This window comes from Pseudomonas sp. RC3H12 (assembly GCF_018596375.1).
Lineage (GTDB): Bacteria > Pseudomonadota > Gammaproteobacteria > Pseudomonadales > Pseudomonadaceae > Aquipseudomonas.
Genome location: NZ_CP075595.1, coordinates 5,575,664 through 5,596,062 on the forward strand (window position 1 = coordinate 5,575,664; position 20,399 = coordinate 5,596,062).

Genomic DNA, 20,399 nt, shown 5'->3' on the forward strand with positions numbered 1-20,399 from the left:
ACGTGGCTTTTTTCCCGGGATTGCAAAATGCACGGTGCGGGCTTCTGGTTGATTTGTGTAACTCGTTGATTTCAAAGGTTTTATAGGGCGTGAAAAAACTGGCACAGCCCCTGCAACTACCTTACTACCTGACGCCAGGAACCAAGGCGCAGACCTTTCGAAAAAACAGGAGTGACCCACATGAAGAAGTTCGCCATTGCTGCCGCTACTGCTACCGCTCTGACCCTGACCATGGCTAACGCGGCTTTTGCTGCCCAGTCCACCCAGGCCCCGATGACGCTTGCGGCCGGTGAGGTGACCAAAGCCAAGGAAGCCACTTCCGACACCTGGATCACCACCAAGGTAAAGGCTGACCTGATGACCGAGAAAGGCGTGCCGGGCAGTGACATCAAGGTTGAAACCAACAAAGGCGTAGTGTCCCTGTCCTCGGACGTGGCCATTACCGATGCACAGAAAGAAATGGCGGTTGCCATCGCCAAGAAGATCAAGGGCGTACAGGCCGTCTCGGCTGATGGCCTGAAAGCCGAATAAGGATTGTCCCGTCGGCCAAAAGGATTTGGCCACCCCTTCAAGCAAAAGCCCCGGCAATCGCCGGGGCTTTTCTATTGGCATTCAGGAAAGCGCTTCAGTTCACCGGGTTCCGGGCGATCACATCGCTCTCGAAACACACCTGCTCTTCGATCAGCGGCTCCACCAAGGGGCGGCTGTCCCGAAAATGCGCGGTCCGGGTATGCGCCTCGTACGCCTCATCGTCCTGGTAGATCTCGTACAGGTAGATGACATCGGCATTCTCCCGATCCTGCGAGACATCGAATACCAGGCAACCCGGCTCGGTGGCGACCGACGCTGCGGCGTTGGCATTGATGGCTGCCAGGAAGGCATCGGCGGTGCCGGGTTTCACGCGCGTCTTGATAAATAGGCAGTACACATGACGTTCCTTTTGTTTTAAATTCTATTATGAATTGTATACAAAAAAGGAGCCGCGCTCATGTCCGATCTACCTGCCCGCCCAGGCCGTCTCAATGGCTTGCGGCACATCGCCCTGCTGGTCCCCAACCTGGAGGAGTGCGAGCGCTTCTACGTGGATGTGCTGGGCATGGAAGTGCTCAACCGTGCCAACGAAGACCTGGTCTACCTCACCTGCGGCAACGACAACCTGTCGCTCGGGCGCGGCGCAGGTGCGGCCAACGGGCTGCAGACCTTGGATCATTATGGGTTCATCGTCGACAGCGTGGAGGAGTTGGAGGCCTGGTATCAGTACTTCAAGGCCCATGGCGTGACGCTGCTGGATCGCCCGTTCAATCACGGCGATGGCGCGCGCAGCTTCCATTTGCTGGACCCGGCGGGGAACAAGGTGCAGCCGCTGTATCACCCGGCGGTATCGGGGCAACGGCTGGCCTGATGGTATTGATCGCCTGCGCTGCCCTCATCACCGACTTGTCGGCGATGAGGGCGACTCGGTCGAGGGTTACTCGGCATCCAGGTGCATCGGCGTCACCACGCGGCCATCGCTCTCGGCCTGGCCGAGGTTGGTGTCGATGAAGTACACGCGGTCATCTTCCAGCTGGCCCTTGTCCACCAGGTAGTCCTTGATGCTGCTGGCCCGCTCCTGGCCCAGGTTACGCAGCAACACGGCGCTTTCCGCCCAGGACTTGATGACCGCCTCGCGCAGCTTGGCGCTGCGCTCGTCACGGCCCAGGTCCTGCCATTCAGCCGGGGGCTGCTGTTTCAGGCGGGTACGGTAGATGCCCTCGAGCATCGCCGGCTTGTCGCCGTCGTCCACTACCAGCAACGAAGCATTGGCGGGCACCTTATCGCCCCGACGCTGGAGGATCTTGTACCAGGTGGCCTGGTATTCACGCTCCAGGCGCTGCTGGGCAATCAGCGGGCCGTCACTGCTCTGGGCCGCCGTGCCTTCGATTTCCAGGCGCAGCTCGGGGCGTTCCTTGAGGGCAGAGGCGAGCTTGTCCAGGGATGTTTGCACGTCGGGGGTGAGGTCGCTGGAGCCCGGCGCGAACGAGACATTGCCCAGATCTTCCGCGCCGCCACCGGCGACCAGCCCGCCAAGCAGCTTGAACGGCGCCTGCGCCGCGCGCAGCACCAGGTTGCGCAGGGTCTGCCAGACGATCGGCATCACGCTGAACTGCGGGTTGTTGAGGTCGCCCGACACCGGCAGCTCAATGGAAATCCTGCCTTCGGTATCCTTGAGCAAGGCCACCGCCAGGCGGATCGGCAGGTCCACGGCATCCGGGCTGTCGACCTTCTCGCCCAACTGCAGTTGCTCGATCACCACCTTGTTCTCGGCCTTGAGCTGGCCGTTGGTGATCAGGTAATGCAGGTCGAGGTTCAACCGGCCCTTGCGGATGCGCATACCGGCGAACTTGCCGGAGTAGGGCGTCAGGGTTGTCAGCTCGACACGCTTGAAGCTGGTGGCGATGTCGAGGCTGGCCAGCGGGTTGAACGGGTTGAGCGCACCCTTGATGGTCACAGGCGCGTAACGGTCCACCTTACCTTTGATATCGACCTTGGCCGGGAGCGGCTTGCGGTTGTCGATGGTGCCAATCTGGCCGTTGAGCTGCTGTACCGCGGTGGCGAAGTTAGGTGTCAGGGTCAGGTCGGCGAAGTTGGCCGAGCCGTCACTGATGCTGATCTGGCCGATGCGGATGCCCAGTTCCTTGCCGCTACCGGCAGCGGCGGGCTTGCTCGGGGCCGTGGCAGGCTTGTCGGCGGGTTGCGGGATCAGCAGGTCGTCGACGTTGGTGGTGCGGTCTTCGTTGATGATGAAGCGTGCGTAGGGTTGCAGCAGTGTCACCTTGTCGATGGACAGGGCGTCGCCGTGCACATACGACAGGCCATCGACGTTGACCTGCTGCCATTTGACGAAGTCGCGGTTCTTGATGGTGTCCAGTGTATGCAACTGGTTGGCCTGGGCCTTGCCGGTAATGCTGAAGGCCAGGGGCTCGGTACTCTTCAGATCGACCTTGAGGTCGCTGGAAAGCATGCCGCTGCGCAGCTCCAGGCGGATGAACGGGCTGATGTAGGCCTGCGCCACCCGCAGGTCGATATCGCGGGTGGCGACGTCGAGCTTGGCCGAGACCGGTGCCAGGTTGACCTGGCCTGCGGCCTGCAGCTTGCCCTGCTTGCCCACGCCGGTGTCGAGCTTGAGGGTGAAGGGCGACTGGTTGAGGCTGTCGAAATTCTGCAGGTCGAGGTTGAGCGGGCCGACATCCAGGGCCACGGGCTCTTTCTGGCTACGGTCTGCCAGGTGGACCATGTAGTTGCGCGCCTGCACGTCCTTGAGCAGGACCTGCCAGGGCTTGCTCGGCTCTTTGGCAGCCTGTTCTTCCGGGGTTGGCTCGGCGGCGGCGGGCTCGGCCTTCTCCTTTGGCGTGGCCTTGGCCGGCTGGCTGGCGAACAGCTTCTGCCAGTCGAGCTGGCCGTCCTTCTCCAGGGCCGCCCAGGTTTCCAGCTTGTCGCTGCGGATCTTACCGACGGTGACCAGTTGCTTGGCCAGGTCGATGGAGGTTTCACTCACCTCCAGGCTGGCCAGGCGCGCCAGTGGGCGACCATCCGGGGCCTTGATGGCGAAGGGCGCGACCCGCACCGAAGTGTTGTCCAGCAGCAGTTCGGTTTCCTTGGAAAGGTTGAGCTTGTAGTGGGTGTCGAGACTGACCATGCCGTCTTCCAGCACCAGCGGCACGGCGTCGCGCACATATGGCCAGAACAGCTTCATCTTGCCGTCGGTGACTTTCAGCGTGCCCTCGGAAGCGATCGGCGTCAGGCTGAGCGTGCCGCTCCAGTCGATGCGCCCACCCGCCGGGCCGTTGGCCACCAGGGTCATGTCGGCGTTGTCGTCGGGGAGGGTGCTGAGGTTCTTCAGTTCCAGGTTCATCGAGTCGTAGAGAAACTCGATCGGCTCGCTCGGGCGCAGGTCCTGGAAGTGCAGGTAGCCCTCGCTCAGCTTGATGCTGGCGATGCGCAGCGGGAACGGGTCGCTTGGCGGTTCCTCGGCCTTGGGCTCGCTGGGCGGGAGCTTGAACAGCTGGGCCAGGTTGAGGCTGCCGTCCTTGGCGAACAGCAGCTCGGTGCGCGGCTTGTCCAGCTCCACCGCGTCAAGGCGCACGGCCTTGGTCCATAAGCTGTCGAGGGACAGGTTGGCGTAGAGACGTTCGAAGCCGACCTGCTCCTTGCCGGGCTCGCCGATCTGCAGGCCCCACAGGGTCAGCTCGAGGCTGAACGGATTGAGCTCGATGCGCTGCAGGTGTGCGGGCACCGTGGCGTACTGCGCCAATTGCTGGTTGGCGATGCGCAGGGCGATGCCGGGGAGAATGAAAAAGCCGAGCAGGCTGTACAGGGCCACGAGGGCCACGAGTGCGCCGAGGGCGCGGGTCAATCCTTTGGGCATGTGTCGCTTCGTCTGTATCAGGCTGGAGTGCTTGGAGTATGGCACGTTAAATCGGTTCCGATGAACGGACCAAAATACCTCAATCGACGCCCATGCGCCGCCTGGCGCGCTGGGCCGAGCCATTGCGCATGGCCCAGCGCAGCACTGGCGCGGTGTTGCTCAGGCCCAGGCGGATCATGTGCCGCTCTACCGCGCCCTGGTGCAGGCCGAGCATTGCGCTGGCCCAGTCCGGCAACAGGTCGATGCCGGCCTTGAGCATCAGCTTGCCTACTGGTTCGGCCAGACGGCTGGGGGCCGGGGCCTTGAGCAGGATATCGACTACCTCGAGGCTGCGCGCATCGCACCGCAACTGCGGGCGCATGCGCTGCAGGTAGGCATCCACTTCGGCACAGGAGCGGGGCACGTCGCGCGCGCCCAGGCGTTCGGCGATCAGGGCTATCTCGTTGTAGTAGGCGTCCTGCGCGCTACGCGCCAGGCCAGGATTGCGGTAGCGCAGGTGGGCGGCGAGGAAGCTGCTGACTTCAGCCACATGCACCCAGGTCAGCAGGTCGGGGTCGCTGGCGGCGTAGGGGCGGCCATCGGCGGCGGTGCCGACCACCTTGAGGTGGATGGTGCGGACCTTGTCGATCAGCCACTCGGCATCACGGGTCGAACCGAAGGTGGTGCCGGAGATGAACTGGCTGGTGCGCCGCAGGCGGCCGAGCAGGTCCTGACGAAAGTTCGAATGGTCCCAGACCCCGGCCAGGGCCAGCGGATGCAGCAGTTGCAGCATCAGCGCGCTGATGCCGCCCACCAGCATGCTGGGGAAGTCGCCATGCACCTGCCAGCTGATGCTCTGTGGGCCAAACAGGCCGGGATCGCCCTTGGGCGACTCCAGGTCGAGCTGGCCTAGGGCCAGCCCGGTGAGGCTCATGACTTGGGTTTCGATGCGGCGACGCAAGGCTTCCATGGCGACCTGTGCTGGCCGCCATGGCGGCCGTCTATGAGGTTGGGCAATTGTCGTCCAGTCGGGCACTGCCCGGGCTGGTGGGCGCATTCGTTTCGAACGCGCCGCCCTGCACATGATAAACCGTAGGCTCCTCGGAAAAATATGGTGTCAGCCGGGCCATGAAGACCTGATGGTCTTCACTGGCCTCGAAACCCGGCGCGTGGTCCTCGAGTGTTTGCCATTGCACGATCAGGTTGAATTGATGGGGGCTCTCGACCCCTTGCGCGAGCATATGGCTGACGTGACCCTTGGCTCGGCTGAGCAAAGGGGCGACCTCGGCGAACGCGTGCCGGAAGTCGTCGACGTGGGTTGGGCGTACGGGAAGCAGGGCGATTTCGTAGATCATGGCGGTCCTTGAAGTCGAGAAGGGTGGCAGGCGCCTCAAACGCTGGCGAGATCGGCCATGGGCGCGACCGCAATGGCGATCTTCCCTTGCAGGCCATTGTTGGCGCTTTGCAGCCGGGCATGGGCGAGGGGAACCTCAGCGAGGGTGTAGACGGCGCCCACGTGTGGCTTCAGTTGCCCGCGCTCGACCAGCGCGCTCAACTCGTCGAGCTTGCCGCGGTGTTGCCGGGTGAAGACGAAGTGGTAACTCGCGTTGCGGCCCCAGGCCTGGATCAGGTTCTGCGGTTGCGCGATGTCCACGATCGACACCACGCGCCCCAGTTGCGCCAGGACGTCTGGGCTGCGTGCCAGGGTATCGCCACCAATGGTGTCGAAGACCACGTCGACACCTTGGCCCCCGGTTTCCCGCAGGACCACCTCGACATAATCCTGATGCTCATAATCGATGACCACGTCCGCGCCCATTTGCCGCACGAATTCGGCGTTGGCCTCGCGCACGGTGGTGAACACCCTGGCGCCCATGGCCTTGGCCAGTTGGATCGCCACGTGGCCGACACCGCCGGCACCGCCGTGAACCAGGATGCGCTCGCCCACCCTGAGTGCCGCGCGCACCACGAGGGCCTCCCAGGCGGTACCGCCGACCAGGCTCAGGCTGGCCGCCTCCAGATGGCTTAGCGAAGGCGGCTTCAGGCCGACAATGCCTTCGGCGGCGACGTGGTACTCGGCATAGCTGCCCGCCCCGTCGAAGATCTGCGGTGTGTACCAAACCTCGTCGCCCGGCCTGAACGCGGTCACACCCGGCCCGACGGCTTCGACGACGCCGGACACGTCGTGCCCGGTAATGGCCGGGAGAGGCACCAGGTCGGGGTAGTCGCCACGCCGGACCTGGTAATCCAGCGGGTTGATGGAGGTGGCATGCACCCGGACCAGTACCTGTCCGGCCTGCGGCACCGGTTTGACAACATCGCGATAGGCGAATGCGTCCGTGCCGCCAAAGGAATCCAGTATCAACGCTTTCATGGTGTTTCCTTGCTTCGGTAAAAAGGGATATCGGGAAATATCGATGTATAAAGTGGAATGAAGATGCTGTTCTATGCCTCGGCACCTGCCAGATGCCGCAGTTGTTGCCTCCTTGAGTTCGGTAAAACGGGATATCGGGAAAAGTCGATATATAGAGGTAAAAGTAAAACCCTACAACTCACTCCCGATCAGCTCGGCGAGCGCGCTGATGGCGGCTTCGTTACGCTTGTAATAGGTCCACTGGCCAATGCGCCGGACTTCGACCAGGCCTGCGCGCTGCAGGGTGGCCAGGTAGTCGGATACCGTCGACTGCGATAGCCCCACGCCTTCCTGGATGCTGCTCACACAGACGCCCACCGTATGAACGTCACCTTCGTCCTGGGGAGGAAAGTGTTTCACCGGGTCTTTCAGGCCTTTGAGGATCTCGAGACGGGTACGGTTCGAGAGTGCCTTGAATATGTCGAGCAGTTCCATGGCGCGATAATATCGGGATTTACCGATATGTCAATGCGGTAAACGATGATCGGGGCGGCGGTGGCCGCCCCGAGGGTTCTACTGGTTGAGACGTTTGTCTATCAGCCCCTGGACCACGCTGGGGTCGGCGAGGGTGGATGTATCCCCCAGGTTGTCCAGTTCGTTGCAGGCGATCTTGCGCAGGATGCGCCGCATGATCTTGCCCGAACGGGTCTTGGGCAGGGCGGGCGCCCACTGGATCAGCTCGGGCTTGGCGAAGCTGCCGATTTCCTTGCTGACCAGGGCCAGCAGTTCGGCCTTGAGCGCATCATCCGGTTCTATGCCGTTCATGGGGGTTACGAAGGCATAGACGCCCTGGCCCTTGAGGTCATGGGGATAACCGACCACCGCCGCTTCGGCGACGCTGTCGTGCAGCACCAGCGCGCTCTCTACCTCGGCGGTACCGATACGGTGGCCGGAGACATTGATCACATCGTCGATGCGCCCGGTGATCCAGTAGTCGCCATCGGCGTCGCGGCGGGCGCCGTCGCCGGTGAAGTAATAGCCGGGCATGGGCTTGAAGTAGGTGTCGACCATGCGCTGGTGATCGCCGTAGACGCTGCGGATCTGCCCGGGCCAGCTGGCCTTGATCGCCAGCAGGCCGGCGCCTGGCCCCTCGATGAGCTTGCCTTTTTCATCCAGCAGCACCGGCTGCACGCCGAACATCGGTTGGGTGGCGCAACCGGGCTTGAGCCTCTGTGTGCCGGGAAGGGGCGTGAGCATGATGCCGCCGGTCTCGGTCTGCCACCAGGTGTCGACGATGGGGCAGCGTTTCTGCCCGACCGCCTCGAAGTACCATTCCCAGGCCTCCGGGTTTATCGGCTCGCCGACGCTGCCGAGCAGGCGCAGGCTCTGGCGCGAGGTGCCCTGCAGCGGGCCGGAGCCTTCACGCATCAGGGCCCGCAACGCGGTGGGCGCGGTGTAGAAGATGTTCACCTGATGCTTGTCCACCACTCGCCAGAAACGCGAGGTGTCGGGGTAGTTGGGCACGCCTTCGAACATCAGCGAGATCGCGCCGTTGGCCAGCGGGCCATAGACGATATAGCTGTGGCCGGTGACCCAGCCGACGTCGGCGGTGCACCAGAACACTTCGCCGTCGCGGTAATCGAACACCAGCTTGAAGGTCATCGTGGCCTGCAGCAAGTAGCCGGCGGTGCTGTGCAGCACGCCCTTGGGTTTGCCGGTGCTGCCGGAGGTGTAGAGGATGAACAGCGGGTCCTCGGCGCTCATCGGTTCGGGCGGACAGTCGTCGTCGGCCTTTGCCGTTGCCTCGTGGTACCAGAGGTCACGGCCTTCGCTCCAGCCGACGTCACCGCCGGTGCGCTTGACCACGAGCACGCTGCTGACGGCCGGGCAGCTGGCCAGCGCCTTGTCGACATTCTGCTTGAGCGGTATGCGCTTGCCGCCGCGCACCCCTTCGTCGGCAGTGATCACGGTACGGCAATCGGCGTCGAGGATGCGGTCGCGCAGGGCATCGGGGGAGAAGCCGCCAAACACCACCGAGTGAATGGCGCCGATACGTGTACAGGCGAGCATCGCGTAGGCGGCCTCGGGGATCATCGGCATGTAGATGCACACCCGGTCGCCTTTGTTCACACCCCGGGCTTTCAGGGCATTGGCCAGCCGGCACACCTGGCGGTGCAGCTCGCGGTAGCTGATGGCCTTGCTGTCCTTGGGATCGTCGCCCTCCCAGAGCAGGGCGGTCTGTTCGCCGCGGGTGGCCAGGTGGCGATCGATGCAGTTATGGCTGACATTCAGCTGGGCGCCGTCGAACCAGCGCGCCGTGCCGGTCTTCAGGTCGCATTGCTGCACGCTCGACCAGGGCTTGATCCAGTCCAGGCGCTTGGCCTGCTCGGCCCAGAAGGTGTCGGGGTCGTCCACCGACTGGCGATAGAGGCGGCGGTAGTCGTCGACGGAGAGTGTGGCGGCCTGGCTGACGGCCAAGGCCTCGGGATAGTCGCGGATATCGAACATGGCGGGTGGTCCTGCTCTTGTTAGGGGCGAGGGACTGCAACGGCTATTCGATGGACAGTGTAGAAGGTGGGGGTGTTCCCGGGCGGAAAGCATCGCGGGGCAAGCCGCATCGGCGCACCGATGCGATTTGCCCCGCAATTGACGGCTACAGGTCGATCAGCCGCGATGACGGCCGCGGAAGTAGTTGATCAGGCCCTGGGTCGAGCCATCCTCGGCGCTGTCTTCCTGGGCGCCGACCAGGCGCTGGTACACGCCCTTGCCCAGTTCCTTGCCCAGCTCCACGCCCCACTGGTCGAAGGCGTTGATGCCCCAGACCACGCTCTGCACGAACACCTTGTGTTCGTACATTGCCACCAGCGCGCCAAGGCGGCGCGGGCTGATGCGCTCGACCACCAAGGTGTTGCTCGGGCGGTTGCCCGGGATCACCTTGTGCGGCGCCAGCTTGGCGATGTCGTCCTGGTTCAGGCCCTTGGCGCGCAGTTCGGCCTCGGCTTCCTCGCGGGTCTTGCCGAGCATCAGCGCCTGGCTCTGCGACAGGCAGTTGGCGTACAGCCACTGGTGATGGTCGGCCACCGGGTTGAAGCTCACCACCGGCACGATGAAGTCGGCCGGGATCAGCTGGGTGCCCTGGTGCAGCAGCTGGTGGTAGGCGTGCTGGCCGTTGCAGCCGACGCCGCCCCAGATCACCGGGCCGGTTTCGGTCTGCACCGGCGTGCCATCGGTCAGCACGCTCTTGCCGTTGGACTCCATGTCCAGCTGCTGCAGGTGCTTGGTGATGTTGCGCAGGTAGTGGTCGTACGGCAGGATCGCGTGGCTGCGGGCGCCCCAGAAGTTGCCGTACCACACGCCCAGCAAGGCCAGCAGCACCGGCATGTTCTTCTCGAACGGCGCGGTCTGGAAGTGCTGGTCCATGGTGTAGGCGCCGGACAGCAGCTCCTTGAAGTTGGCGGTGCCGATGGCCAGGGCGATCGGCAGGCCGATGGCCGACCACAGCGAGTAACGCCCGCCCACCCAGTCCCACATCGGGAAGATGTTCTCTTCGCGGATGCCGAAGGCCACGGCCGCGGCCTTGTTGCTCGACACGGCGATGAAGTGGCGGTACAGCTCGGCTTCCGATCCGCCCTGGGCCAGGTACCAGGTACGCGCGGCCATGGCGTTCTTCAGGGTTTCGAGGGTGTTGAACGACTTCGACGACACGATGAACAGGGTGGTCTCGGCGCGCAGGTTGGCCGACAGTTCATGGAACTCGCTGCCGTCGATGTTCGCCAGGTAGTGGCAGCGCACGCCGCGCTGGGCGTAGGGCAGCAGAGCCTCGGAGACCAGCTCGGGGCCCAGGAACGAGCCGCCGATGCCGATGTTGACCACGTCGGTGATCGGCTTCTCGCTGTAGCCGCGCCACAGGCCGTCGTGGATGCGCCCGACCAGTTCGGTGATCTGGTTGAGCACCTTGTGCACTTCAGGCATCACGTTGACGCCGTTCACGCTGAGCTTGTCGCCGACCGGGCGGCGCAGGGCGGTGTGCAGCACCGGGCGGCCTTCGGAGGCGTTGATGATCTCGCCGCTGAACATCGACTTGATGGCTGCTTCCAGGTCGACTTCCTTGGCCAGGTTGACCAGCAGGTCTCGGGTCTGCTCGGTGATCAGGTTCTTCGAGTAGTCTAGAAACAGGCCGCAGCTGCTCAAGGAGAACTGGTCGAAGCGCTTGCCGTCGGCGGCGAAGGCTTCGCGCATGCTGAAGCCCTGCATGGCGTCGCGGTGTTGCTGGAGCGCCTGCCAGGCGGGCAGCGCCGTCACATCGTGGGGGGTACGGTAATACGCCATTGCGGGTGGTTTCCTTGTTGCATGGTCAGGCTTGGACAGCGGCAGTCATTGCCGGTTGCAAGCTGGACATTATAGGCATTGGCGCCAAGGCGGGAATGGGGGGAGGCGGGCGGCGCGGATTAAAAATTGTCACCGGCCTGATACCCAGGGCACGCGTGGGGCGACGTTGAGCCGCTCCCACGCGTCGAGCTCAGGCGGTCTGCTCTTCCAGGTGCAGATAGATATTGTCGATCAGCCGGGTGTTGCCCAGGTAAGCTGCGGCGATCACCACCAGGTCACGGTCATCGACCTGCGCCGGGCGCAGGGTGACGGCGTGGCGCACCTCCAGGTAGTCCTTACGCAATCCAGCGGCTTCGAGTTGCGCCTGGCCCTCGGCAACCAGCGCCGCGTAGTCGCGCTGGCCGCGGCGCAAGGCGTCGGCCATGGCGCTCAGCACACGGTACAGCGCCGGCGCGGCGGCACGCTGTTCTGTTGTCAGGTAGCCATTGCGCGATGACAGCGCCAGACCATCCTCGGCGCGCACGGTCGGCTCGCCGATGATCTGGATCGGCATGTTCAAGTCGCGGACCATGGCGCGGATCACCGCCAGTTGCTGGAAATCCTTCTCGCCGAACACGGCCAGGTCCGGCTGGACCATGTTGAACAGCTTGCTGACCACGGTCGCCACGCCCTCGAAGTGGCCAGGGCGGCTGGCGCCGCACAGCCCTTCGGACAGTTGCGGCACGCTGACGCGGGTCTGCACGGTCATGCCGTCGGGGTACATCTCCTCGACGGTAGGGGCGAACAGCAGATGGCAGCCGGCCTGGAGCAGTTTCTCCTGGTCGGCGGCGAGGGTGCGCGGGTACTTGTCCAGGTCTTCGCCGGCGCCGAACTGCAACGGGTTGACGAAGATGCTGGCGACCACGAAGTCGGCGCGCTGTGCGGCCTTGGTCACCAGGGCGGCGTGGCCGCTGTGCAGGTTGCCCATGGTCGGCACGAAGGCGATGCGCTTGCCCTCGCCACGGGCGCGGGCCACGGCGGCGCGCAGCTCACGGACGGTCTTGACGGTATTCATGCGCTGAACCCATGTTCGCTGCCGGGGAAGCTGACTTCCTTGACCGCGCGGACATAGGCGGCCAGGGCACTCTGGATGTCCGGCTGGCCGGCCATGAAGTTCTTCACGAACTTCGGCACGCGGCCGCTCAGCGACAGCCCGAGCATGTCGTGCAGCACCAGCACCTGGCCATCAGTGGCACTGCCGGCACCGATGCCGATCACCGGAATGCTCACGGCCTGGGAGATTTCCGCGGCCAGCTCGCTGGGTACGCACTCGAGCAACAGCATGGCCGCGCCGGACTGTTCCAGGGCGATGGCGTCGGCGCGCATCTGCCGTGCCTGGGCTTCCTGGCGCCCCTGGACCTTGTAGCCGCCCAGCACGTTGACCGTCTGCGGGGTCAGGCCCATGTGCGCGCAAACCGGCACGCCGCGTTCGGCCAGCAGGCGGATGGTCTCGCCCAGCCAGGCGGCGCCTTCGATCTTGAGCATGTGGGCGCCAGCGCGCATCAGTTCGGCGGCGTTGGCGAAAGCCTGCTCGGGTGTGGCGTGGGCCATGAACGGCAGGTCGGCGAGGATCAACGCCCCATCGTTGCCGCGTTTGACGCAGGCGGTGTGGTAGGCCATGTCACGGTTGGTGACGGGCAGGGTGCTGTCATGGCCCTGCAGGACCATGCCCAGGGAGTCGCCCACCAGCAGCACTTCCACGCCGGCCTGGCTGGCTGCCTTGGCGAAGGTCGCGTCGTAGCAGGTCAGCATGGTGATTTTTTCACCCTTGGCCTTCAGGCCGTGCAGGGTGGTCAGGGTTACTTCAGGCATGTAGGGGAGTCCTCGTTCAGGCGCTGTGAACAACAACTGCGTACAACGCGTGTATTCATCTTCCGGAGCGGCACATCATCGGTCGTGATGTTCGGGCACAGATCCGTCCGAGCCTAAATGGGTGATTGCGGCACAGTAGCGCCGCGGGACGCCTATAGTCGTGAGCGAGGTGGGGGAAGTCAACCAGCCGTGTTACCGCATTGTTACGGCGTAGGTGTTACTGGCGTTACCGCCGTCTGAAACGCCCGATTTACAGGCGTTCCAGGCCGACGAACGGGCAGTCCTCGAGCAGTTGCGCGAGGGGGCGGCCGTCGGCAAGGTGGAAGCTTTCGGGAACCAGCTCGGCGAGCGGGTAGAGCACGAAGGGGCGGGCGTGCATGTGGTAGTGCGGCACTTTCAGGCGCGGGGCATCGATGACCTGATCGCCGAACAGCAGCATGTCCAGGTCGAGGGTGCGTGGGCCCCAGCGCTCCTTGCGTACGCGGCCCTGGCCGTTTTCGATGGCCTGCAGGGCGTCCAGCAGGTCCAGCGGTGTCAGTGCCGTGTCGATGGCCGCCACGGCGTTGGTGTAGCGTGGCTGGCCCGGCAGCAGCGAATCGCTGGTGTAGAGCGCCGAGGCCGCCGCCAGGCGCGTCTCGGCGATCAGGTCCAGCGCCTGCAGGGCGCTGCGCAGCTGCTCGGCGGGCTCATCCAGGTTGCTGCCCAGGCCGATGTACGCACGGGTGGTCATGCTCAGTCCCACGCCTGCTCGTCGTCACGCTTGCGCTTGCCGCCACTGCGTTTGCGCTTGCGTGGGCCGGCACCGGCGCCAGCGGCGTCGTCACGGTTGCCCAGCTCGCGGATCATGTCGCGGCGCCGGCTGTCGTTGGCGTCCTGGTAGTCGGTCCACCATTGGCCCAACCCGTCGGTTTCCTCGCCGGCGCTTTCACGCAGCAGCAGGAAGTCGTAGCCGGCGCGGAACCGCGGGTTGTCCAGCAGCATGTCGGCGCGCTTGCCGCTGCGCCGTGGCAGGCGCTCCTGCATGTCCCAGATCTCGCGGATCGGCAGGGTGAAGCGCTTGGGGATGGCGATGCGTGCGCACTGTTCGGCGATCAGGTCGTGGGCCGCGCCATTCATTGCCGGAATCGGCGGCACGCCTTGGCTCTGCAGGTACAGTACGCGGCTTGGCAGGGCTGGCCAGAGCAGCGCGGCGAACAGGAAGGCGGGTGTCACCGGCTTGCCCTGCTTGACGCGCAGGTCGGTGTTGGCCAATGCCTGGCTGATCAAGCTGTGGGTGTAGCTCGGTCGTTCTTCCAGGGCATGGCTGCTGGCCGGGAACAATGGCTCGAACAGTTGCAGGTCGACCAGCATCTCGAAGGTGATCGCCCCCTGGCCGTTGAGGAACAGCTTGAGGCTTTCCTCGAACAGGCGCGCCGGCGGAATATCGCGCAGCATCGGCGCCAGCTCGCGGATCGGCTGCACGGTGTGCTTCTCGATGCCGAAGTCCAGCTTGGCGGCGAAGCGCACGGCGCGCAGCATGCGTACCGGATCTTCCTGGTAACGGTGGGTCGGATCGCCGATCAGGCGCAGCAGCCGGTTACGGATGTCGTGGACACCGTTGGCGTAGTCGAGGATGCGCTCGCTGACCGGGTCGTAGTACAGGGCATTGATGGTGAAGTCGCGGCGTTGCGCGTCTTCTTCCAAAGTGCCGTACACGTTGTCGCGCAGGATGCGACCGCTGGCATTGTGCGACGAACGGTGGCTATCGGACTGGTCGTCATCGGAGTGGGGCGCACGGAAGGTGGCGACCTCGATGATGTCACGGCCGAAATGCACGTGGACCAGCTTGAAGCGCCGGCCGATGATACGGGCGTTGCGGAACTCCGCGCGGATCTGCTCGGGGGTGGCGCTGGTGGCCACGTCGAAGTCCTTGGGCGTGATGCCCAGCAGCAGGTCGCGCACGCAGCCACCGACCAAGTAGGCCTGGTAACCGGCCGCCTGCAGGCGCTCGACAATGCCCACGGCATGGCGGCTGAACTGGCTGCGCTGCAGCGAGTGCTGGCTCTTGTTGATCACTTCAGGCGTGGTGCGCCTGTGGTGCTGGCCACGAACGGGCGGGCGGAACGACTGGAACAGCTTCTTCAGCATGGGATGCACTGTTTGAAGGAATGATCGGCCAAGGATAGGAGAATGGCCGCATGATGGGCGGGGATTCTAGCATTTACTGGGGGAATGGTGTAGGCGGTGTGCCAAGCGTGATGCAGAAGTGAGAAACGACATGGGGAGCCGAAGCTCCCCATCAAGTCGTTGCGTGCTCTTATTGTTCTTCTGCCGGGCTTCTTGTTTTTGTTGAATGCCCTGTCCACAAATCTCGAAGCTTGTGGACGACCCCCAAACCGGGGGTGAAGAGCAAACGGATTGCTTTGGTCGCCGAGTTGATGCTGATCTGTCGATCCAATCAGTTCAGGTGCTGCTTTTGAGTGCAGTTTTTGTTGTTCTCTGCCTGATCGTGGGGCAAGCCCCAAACACAACGCCTCTCCAAAAGAATCAGTTAGCTGCGCCTCCGCCGTCTTGTTTTTATTGTGCGTGAGCCGTTTCGTCTTGTTCTTATTCTGAGTTGCAGTGCTTGTTATTGTTCTTGTACCAGACATATAGCAGGTGCCGTGCCAACTTTTGAAAACCCAATGAAATCGGGGGTTTCAGCGTTTCAGGCAGGTTTCGCCGCGGGGCAAATGTAGAAATTTCGTTACCTTACGCCTCGGGGGATGTTACGCCCGCCAGGGTAGGTAACAGATTTTTGCGGTAACTGATGTGTTACCCCCAAACGACCGCGGGGCAAGCCTGCCCCCACGCGCTGTGGGAGCGGGCTTGCCCCGCGATCAGATTACACAGAATCAGTTGTCGCTGGTGGCGTTGCTCTTGCGCCGCGGGATGCCCAGGCGCTGGCGACGTTCCCACAGGCATTTGCGGCTGACGCCCAGCTTGCGGGCCAGTTCGGTTTCGGTCATGTGGTCCTGGTGCTCGAGCACGAAGTGCTGGAAGTAATCCTCCAGCGACAGGTCCTCGGTCGGCTCATGGCTGGCGCTGTTGCTGCTGGCCAGCGCCGGCAGGTTGTCCAGCATGTCGTCGTCTTCCAGGTCGCTCAGCTCGATGTCGATGCCCAGCAGGTCGGCGGAAATTTCCGCGCTTTCGCTGAGAATCACTGCGCGCTCCACCGCGTTTTCCAGCTCGCGCACGTTGCCCGGCCAGCTGTAATGGCGGATGGCTTGCTCGGCATCGTGGGAAAAATGCAGGTCGTCGCGGCCGATCCGTGCGCTCTGGCGGGCAAGGAAGGCATTGGCGATCTCGTTGACGTCGCTGCCGCGCTCGCGCAGGGCCGGCAATTTCAGGGCGATCACATGCAGGCGGTAGTAAAGGTCTTCCCGGAACTGCCCGGCCTTGGCCAGGTTCTTCAGGTCGCGGTGGGTGGCCGCGATCAGGCGCACGTCGACCTTCTGTGATTGCACCGAGCCCACCCGGCGGATCTCGCCTTCCTGCAGCACTCGCAGCAGGCGGGCCTGTGCTTCCAGTGGCAGCTCGCCGATCTCGTCGAGGAACAGGGTGCCACCATCGGCGGCTTCGACCAGCCCCGCCCGGCCCGCGCTGGCGCCGGTGAAGGCGCCCTTCTCGTGGCCGAACAGTTCCGACTCGATGAGGGTTTCCGGGATCGCCGCGCAGTTCACCGAGATCATCGGTGCCTTTGCCCGGCGCGAGAGGTTGTGCAGGGCGCGGGCGACCAGCTCTTTGCCGGTACCGGATTCGCCCTGGATCAGCACATTGGAGTCGGTTGGCGCGACCTTGCGAATCTTCACGAACATGTCCTGCATCGGCGGGCAGGAGCCGATGATGCCGATCTCGCCGTTGGCGGCGGCGGGACTGGCCTTGTCCGTGCTGGCCTTGCCGTTGGCGGCCCGGGGCTCGCCGGCCGGCGCCGAGGCTGGGGCGTTCACCCGGTCGCGCAGGATACGCGCCACGGCCTGGAGCATCTCGTCGTGGTCGAAGGGCTTGGCGATGTAGTCCACCGCGCCCATTTTCATCGAGTCCACCGCCGAGCGCAGGCTGGCGTAGCTGGTCATGATCAGTACCGGCGTGCCCTGGCCGAGCTTGATCAGCTCGGTACCCGGGGCACCCGGCAGGCGTAGGTCACTGACGATCAGGTCGAAGGTGGCAATGCTGAAGCGTTCCTGGGCTTCCTGCACCGAGCCGGCTTCGCTGACTTGGTACTGGTTCCGCTCGAGCAGGCGACGCAGGGCCGAGCGGATGATGGTTTCGTCTTCGACGATCAGAATATGCGGCATTGATTCAATTCTCTCGACGGTCTCGAATTTCAGGGGACGTCGCTACGACATGCCGGGGCAGGGTCACGCGGATCCGGGTACCACGTTGGCGCTCGATGTCGGCCGGGCTGTCGATGGTGATTTGCCCATAATGCTCTTCCACGATGGAATAGACCAGAGCGAGCCCCAGTCCGGTTCCTTCGCCCGGGTCCTTGGTGGTGAAGAAAGGTTCGAACAGGCGGTCCATGATGCTTTTCGGAATACCGCTGCCTTCGTCCTCGACCACCAGGTCGACGGTGTGCTCGTTGATTTCACTGCGCACGCGCACGGCGCTGCCGGGCGGCGAGGCGTCGCGGGCGTTGGAGAGCAGGTTGATCAGCACCTGGGCCAGGCGTTGCGGGTCGCCCTCGACCCAGTGTTGCGGGTCGCAGAGGTTGAAGAACTGTACTTCGAAATTGCGCCGGTTCAACGCCAGCAGACCAATGGCATCCTGCGCCACCTCGGCCAGGCACACCGGCTCCTCGCTGTTCTGCTGGCTGCCGCCGGCGTGGGCGAAGCTCATCAGCGACTGGACGATGCGCGACACGCGCTTGGTCTGCTCGAGGATCTGGCTGGACAGCTCGATGATCTCGCCGTCGCCCTCGCGCTCCTCGCGCAGGTTCTGCGCAAGGCAGGCGATGCCGGTGATCGGGTTGCCGATCTCGTGGGCCACGCCCGCGGCGAGGCGGCCGATGCTGGCCAGGCGCTCGGAGTGCACCAGCTTGTCCTCCAGCGCCTGGGTCTCGGTGAGGTCCTCGACCAGCAGCACCAGGCCGCTGTTGCCCGGGGCCAGCGGCTCGTCGATGGCCGCCTTGTGCAGGTTCAGCCAGCGCGGCTGGCCATCGAGGACCAGGCGCTGCTTGTGCAGGTGTTCGTCGGGCACGTTGATGAAGCCTTGCAGCAGGCCGCGCCAGGGTTCGGCGATGGTCACCAGGCGCGAGCCGACCACATGCTTGGCGGCGATGCCGGTGAGCTCCTCCATCGCCTTGTTCCACATCAGGATCTCCTGGTCCTTGGCCAGCGAGCACACGCCCATGGGCAGTTCCTGCAGGGTCTGGCGGTGATAGCGGCGCAGGGCGTCGAGCTCGGCGGCAAGGCCGGTCAGGCGCGAGTGATAGTCCTCGAGGCGGCTCTCGATGAAGTGGATGTCCTCGGTGACGTAGTTCTCGTTGCCGGACTTGTAAGGCAGGAAGGTCTCGACCATGTCCTGTGCCACGCTCGGCCCCATCAGGCCGGACAGGTTGGCCTCGATACGATCGCGCAGGCGCCGCAGGGCATAGGGGCGGCGCTCGTCGAAGGGCAGGTAGAGGTCGCGCAGGGCCTGCTCCACCTCTTTTTGCGCAGCCTTGGCGCCTAGCGGCTTGGCCAGCTGGGTGGCAAACTCCTGGGGCGAGGCGGCGTGCAGCTCGCGGCGTTGCGGGCGACGCACGTTGTCCACCGCGCAGGCCTCGGCGGCGCTGACCTCCTCGCTGCTGGCGTTGGTGAACAGCGAGATCAGGGTGAACAGCAGGACGTTGGCCGCAAGTGAAGCGATGGCCGCCATGTGCCAGCTGGTGTCGTCCAGCACGTAGATCATGTCCAGCAGCGGGATGTAGAAGCCCTGCAGGTTGCCCAGCAGTGGCAGCAGCATGGTCACCATCCACACCAGCATGCCGGCCAGCAGTCCGGCGATGAAACCGCGGCGGTTGGCGGTCGGCCAGTACAGCACCGAGAGCACGCCGGGCAGGAACTGCAGGGTGGCGACGAAGGCAACGATGCCCAGGTTTGCCAGGCTCTGGTGGGTGTTCTGGGTCAGGTAGAAGACGAAGCCGGCGGTGATGATGGCGACGATCAGCGCTCGGCGCGTCCATTTCAACCAGCGGTAGATATTGCCTTCGGCCGGCGGCTGGTACAGCGGCAGCACCAGGTGGTTCAGGGCCATGCCTGACAGCGCCAGGGTGGTGACGATGATCAGCCCGCTGGCGGCCGACAACCCACCGACATAGGCCAGTAGCGCCAGCGCTTCGTTGTTGGCGGCGATGCCCAGGCCCAGGGTGAAGTACTCGGGGTTGGTGCTGGCGCCCAGGCGCAGGCCGGCCCACAGCACCAGCGGCACGGCCAGGCTCATCAGCAGCAGGAACAGCGGCAGGCCCCAGCTGGCGCTGACCAGCGAGCGCGGGCTCAAGTTCTCGGTGAAGGCCATGTGGTACATGTGCGGCATGACGATGGCCGAGGCGAAGAACACCAGCAGCAGGGTGCGCCAGGGGCCTTCCTGCAGCGGGGTGTGCAGGGCGGCGAGGGCGGTCTGGTTCTGCAGCAGCCAGACCTCCAGCCCATGCGGGCCACCGAACACGCCGTACAGCGCATAAAGGCCGATACCGCCCAGCGCCAGCAGCTTGATCACCGATTCGAAGGCGATGGCGAACACCAGGCCTTCGTGCTTTTCGCGGGTGGCGATATGGCGTGAGCCGAAGAAGATGGTGAACAGGATGATCAGCACGCAGAAGGCAAACGCCACCCGCGCCTTGACCGGCTCGCCGGTGAGGATGCTGATCGAGTCGGCCACGGCCTGGATCTGCAGGGCCAGCAAGGGCAGCACGCCGATCAGCATGAAGATGGTGGTCAGCGCACCGGCCCAGGTGCTGCGGAAGCGAAACGCCAGCAGGTCGGCCAGCGAGGAGAGCTGGTAGGTGCGGGTGATCTTGAGGATCGGATAGAGCAGCACCGGGGCCAGCAGGAAGGCCCCGGACACCCCCAGGTAACAGGCAAGAAAGCCATAGCCATATTGATAGGCCAGGCCGACCGAGCCATAGAAGGCCCAGGCACTGGCGTAGACGCCCAGCGACAAGGTGTAGGTCAGGGGGTGGCGAATGATCGCCCGCGGGATCAGCCCGCGCTCGCTGATCCAGGCCACGCTGAACAGCACCAGCAGGTAGGCGGCGCTGATCAGGATCATCTGGGTCAGGCTAAAGCTCATCGGCATCTCGTTGGCTCTGCAGGATGAAGGTGACGACGATGAGGATCAGCCAGAGCAGGTAGGGACGGTACCAGGCACCGGTCGGCTCGATCCACCAGTCCATGATGGCGGGGGAGAACAGGTAGATCCCCACCACCAGAAGCAGGACCAAACGATAGATGTACATGCTGGCCTCGATGGGTTGGGCGCTGC

At 64.3% G+C, this 20,399-nt stretch carries 17 protein-coding genes; 2 read left to right on the forward strand and 15 right to left on the reverse strand.

Annotation, left to right across the window (positions count from 1 at the left end):
• Positions 1 to 180: 180 nt before the first annotated feature.
• A complete protein-coding gene (locus KHO27_RS25295; protein WP_102683196.1) occupies positions 181 to 531 on the forward strand; it encodes a BON domain-containing protein in 351 nt (116 codons plus the stop codon).
• 94 nt (positions 532 to 625) lie between these two features.
• Here the strand turns inward: KHO27_RS25295 and KHO27_RS25300 are convergent, their stop codons facing one another.
• The gene (locus tag KHO27_RS25300) at positions 626 to 928 is read right to left on the reverse strand and encodes a heme-binding protein (RefSeq protein ID WP_111533405.1); all 303 of its coding nucleotides are present in this window, start codon (positions 926 to 928) and stop codon (positions 626 to 628) included.
• A gap of 60 nt (positions 929 to 988) precedes the next feature.
• On the opposite strand from KHO27_RS25300, the gene KHO27_RS25305 reads away from it, so the two are divergent.
• On the forward strand, positions 989 to 1,402 hold the full coding sequence (locus KHO27_RS25305; protein WP_046854071.1) for a VOC family protein: 414 nt from the start codon (positions 989 to 991) through the stop codon (positions 1,400 to 1,402).
• Between the two features lie 66 nt (positions 1,403 to 1,468).
• Here KHO27_RS25305 and KHO27_RS25310 read toward each other — a convergent pair whose 3' ends face one another.
• From KHO27_RS25310 to KHO27_RS25375, 14 genes are all read right to left on the reverse strand, one after another.
• Complete coding sequence (locus KHO27_RS25310; protein WP_214500947.1) at positions 1,469 to 4,405, reverse strand: DUF748 domain-containing protein; 2,937 nt, start codon at positions 4,403 to 4,405, stop codon at positions 1,469 to 1,471.
• Between the two features lie 79 nt (positions 4,406 to 4,484).
• Positions 4,485 to 5,354, reverse strand: a complete 870-nt coding sequence (locus KHO27_RS25315) for an oxygenase MpaB family protein (protein ID WP_110701740.1) — start codon at positions 5,352 to 5,354, stop codon at positions 4,485 to 4,487.
• A gap of 31 nt (positions 5,355 to 5,385) precedes the next feature.
• Complete coding sequence (locus KHO27_RS25320; RefSeq protein WP_102683200.1) at positions 5,386 to 5,739, reverse strand: antibiotic biosynthesis monooxygenase family protein; 354 nt, start codon at positions 5,737 to 5,739, stop codon at positions 5,386 to 5,388.
• A 35-nt stretch (positions 5,740 to 5,774) separates the two neighbouring features.
• A complete protein-coding gene (locus tag KHO27_RS25325) occupies positions 5,775 to 6,758 on the reverse strand; it encodes a zinc-dependent alcohol dehydrogenase family protein (protein WP_110701738.1) in 984 nt (327 codons plus the stop codon).
• Positions 6,759 to 6,929: 171 nt separating this feature from the next.
• Complete coding sequence (locus KHO27_RS25330; RefSeq protein ID WP_023631021.1) at positions 6,930 to 7,232, reverse strand: ArsR/SmtB family transcription factor; 303 nt, start codon at positions 7,230 to 7,232, stop codon at positions 6,930 to 6,932.
• 78 nt (positions 7,233 to 7,310) lie between these two features.
• Positions 7,311 to 9,245: an acetate--CoA ligase gene (acs, locus tag KHO27_RS25335; protein ID WP_214500948.1), complete on the reverse strand. Its 1,935-nt coding sequence runs from the start codon at positions 9,243 to 9,245 to the stop codon at positions 7,311 to 7,313.
• A gap of 156 nt (positions 9,246 to 9,401) precedes the next feature.
• Positions 9,402 to 11,066 carry a glucose-6-phosphate isomerase gene (gene pgi / locus KHO27_RS25340; RefSeq protein WP_038706862.1) on the reverse strand — a complete coding sequence of 555 codons (1,665 nt, stop codon included), beginning with the start codon at positions 11,064 to 11,066 and terminating at the stop codon, positions 9,402 to 9,404.
• A 190-nt stretch (positions 11,067 to 11,256) separates the two neighbouring features.
• On the reverse strand, positions 11,257 to 12,120 hold the full coding sequence (gene panC, locus KHO27_RS25345) for a pantoate--beta-alanine ligase (protein WP_214500949.1): 864 nt from the start codon (positions 12,118 to 12,120) through the stop codon (positions 11,257 to 11,259).
• On the reverse strand, positions 12,117 to 12,917 hold the full coding sequence (gene panB / locus KHO27_RS25350) for a 3-methyl-2-oxobutanoate hydroxymethyltransferase (RefSeq protein WP_102683204.1): 801 nt from the start codon (positions 12,915 to 12,917) through the stop codon (positions 12,117 to 12,119). The genes panC and panB overlap by 4 nt, the downstream gene beginning before the upstream one ends.
• Before the next feature lie 250 nt (positions 12,918 to 13,167).
• Positions 13,168 to 13,647: a 2-amino-4-hydroxy-6-hydroxymethyldihydropteridine diphosphokinase gene (gene folK / locus KHO27_RS25355; RefSeq protein ID WP_110701730.1), complete on the reverse strand. Its 480-nt coding sequence runs from the start codon at positions 13,645 to 13,647 to the stop codon at positions 13,168 to 13,170.
• A 2-nt stretch (positions 13,648 to 13,649) separates the two neighbouring features.
• A complete protein-coding gene (locus tag KHO27_RS25360) occupies positions 13,650 to 15,044 on the reverse strand; it encodes a polynucleotide adenylyltransferase PcnB (protein WP_214500950.1) in 1,395 nt (464 codons plus the stop codon).
• 746 nt (positions 15,045 to 15,790) lie between these two features.
• On the reverse strand, positions 15,791 to 17,233 hold the full coding sequence (locus tag KHO27_RS25365) for a sigma-54-dependent transcriptional regulator (RefSeq protein ID WP_110701728.1): 1,443 nt from the start codon (positions 17,231 to 17,233) through the stop codon (positions 15,791 to 15,793).
• Positions 17,234 to 17,237: 4 nt separating this feature from the next.
• Positions 17,238 to 20,213 (reverse strand): sensor histidine kinase, encoded by a 2,976-nt coding sequence (locus tag KHO27_RS25370; protein ID WP_178082059.1) that lies wholly within the window; start codon positions 20,211 to 20,213, stop codon positions 17,238 to 17,240.
• Positions 20,197 to 20,373: a hypothetical protein gene (locus KHO27_RS25375; RefSeq protein WP_003250005.1), complete on the reverse strand. Its 177-nt coding sequence runs from the start codon at positions 20,371 to 20,373 to the stop codon at positions 20,197 to 20,199. Before KHO27_RS25375 ends, KHO27_RS25370 begins: the two co-directional genes overlap by 17 nt.
• Positions 20,374 to 20,399 lie beyond the last annotated feature (26 nt).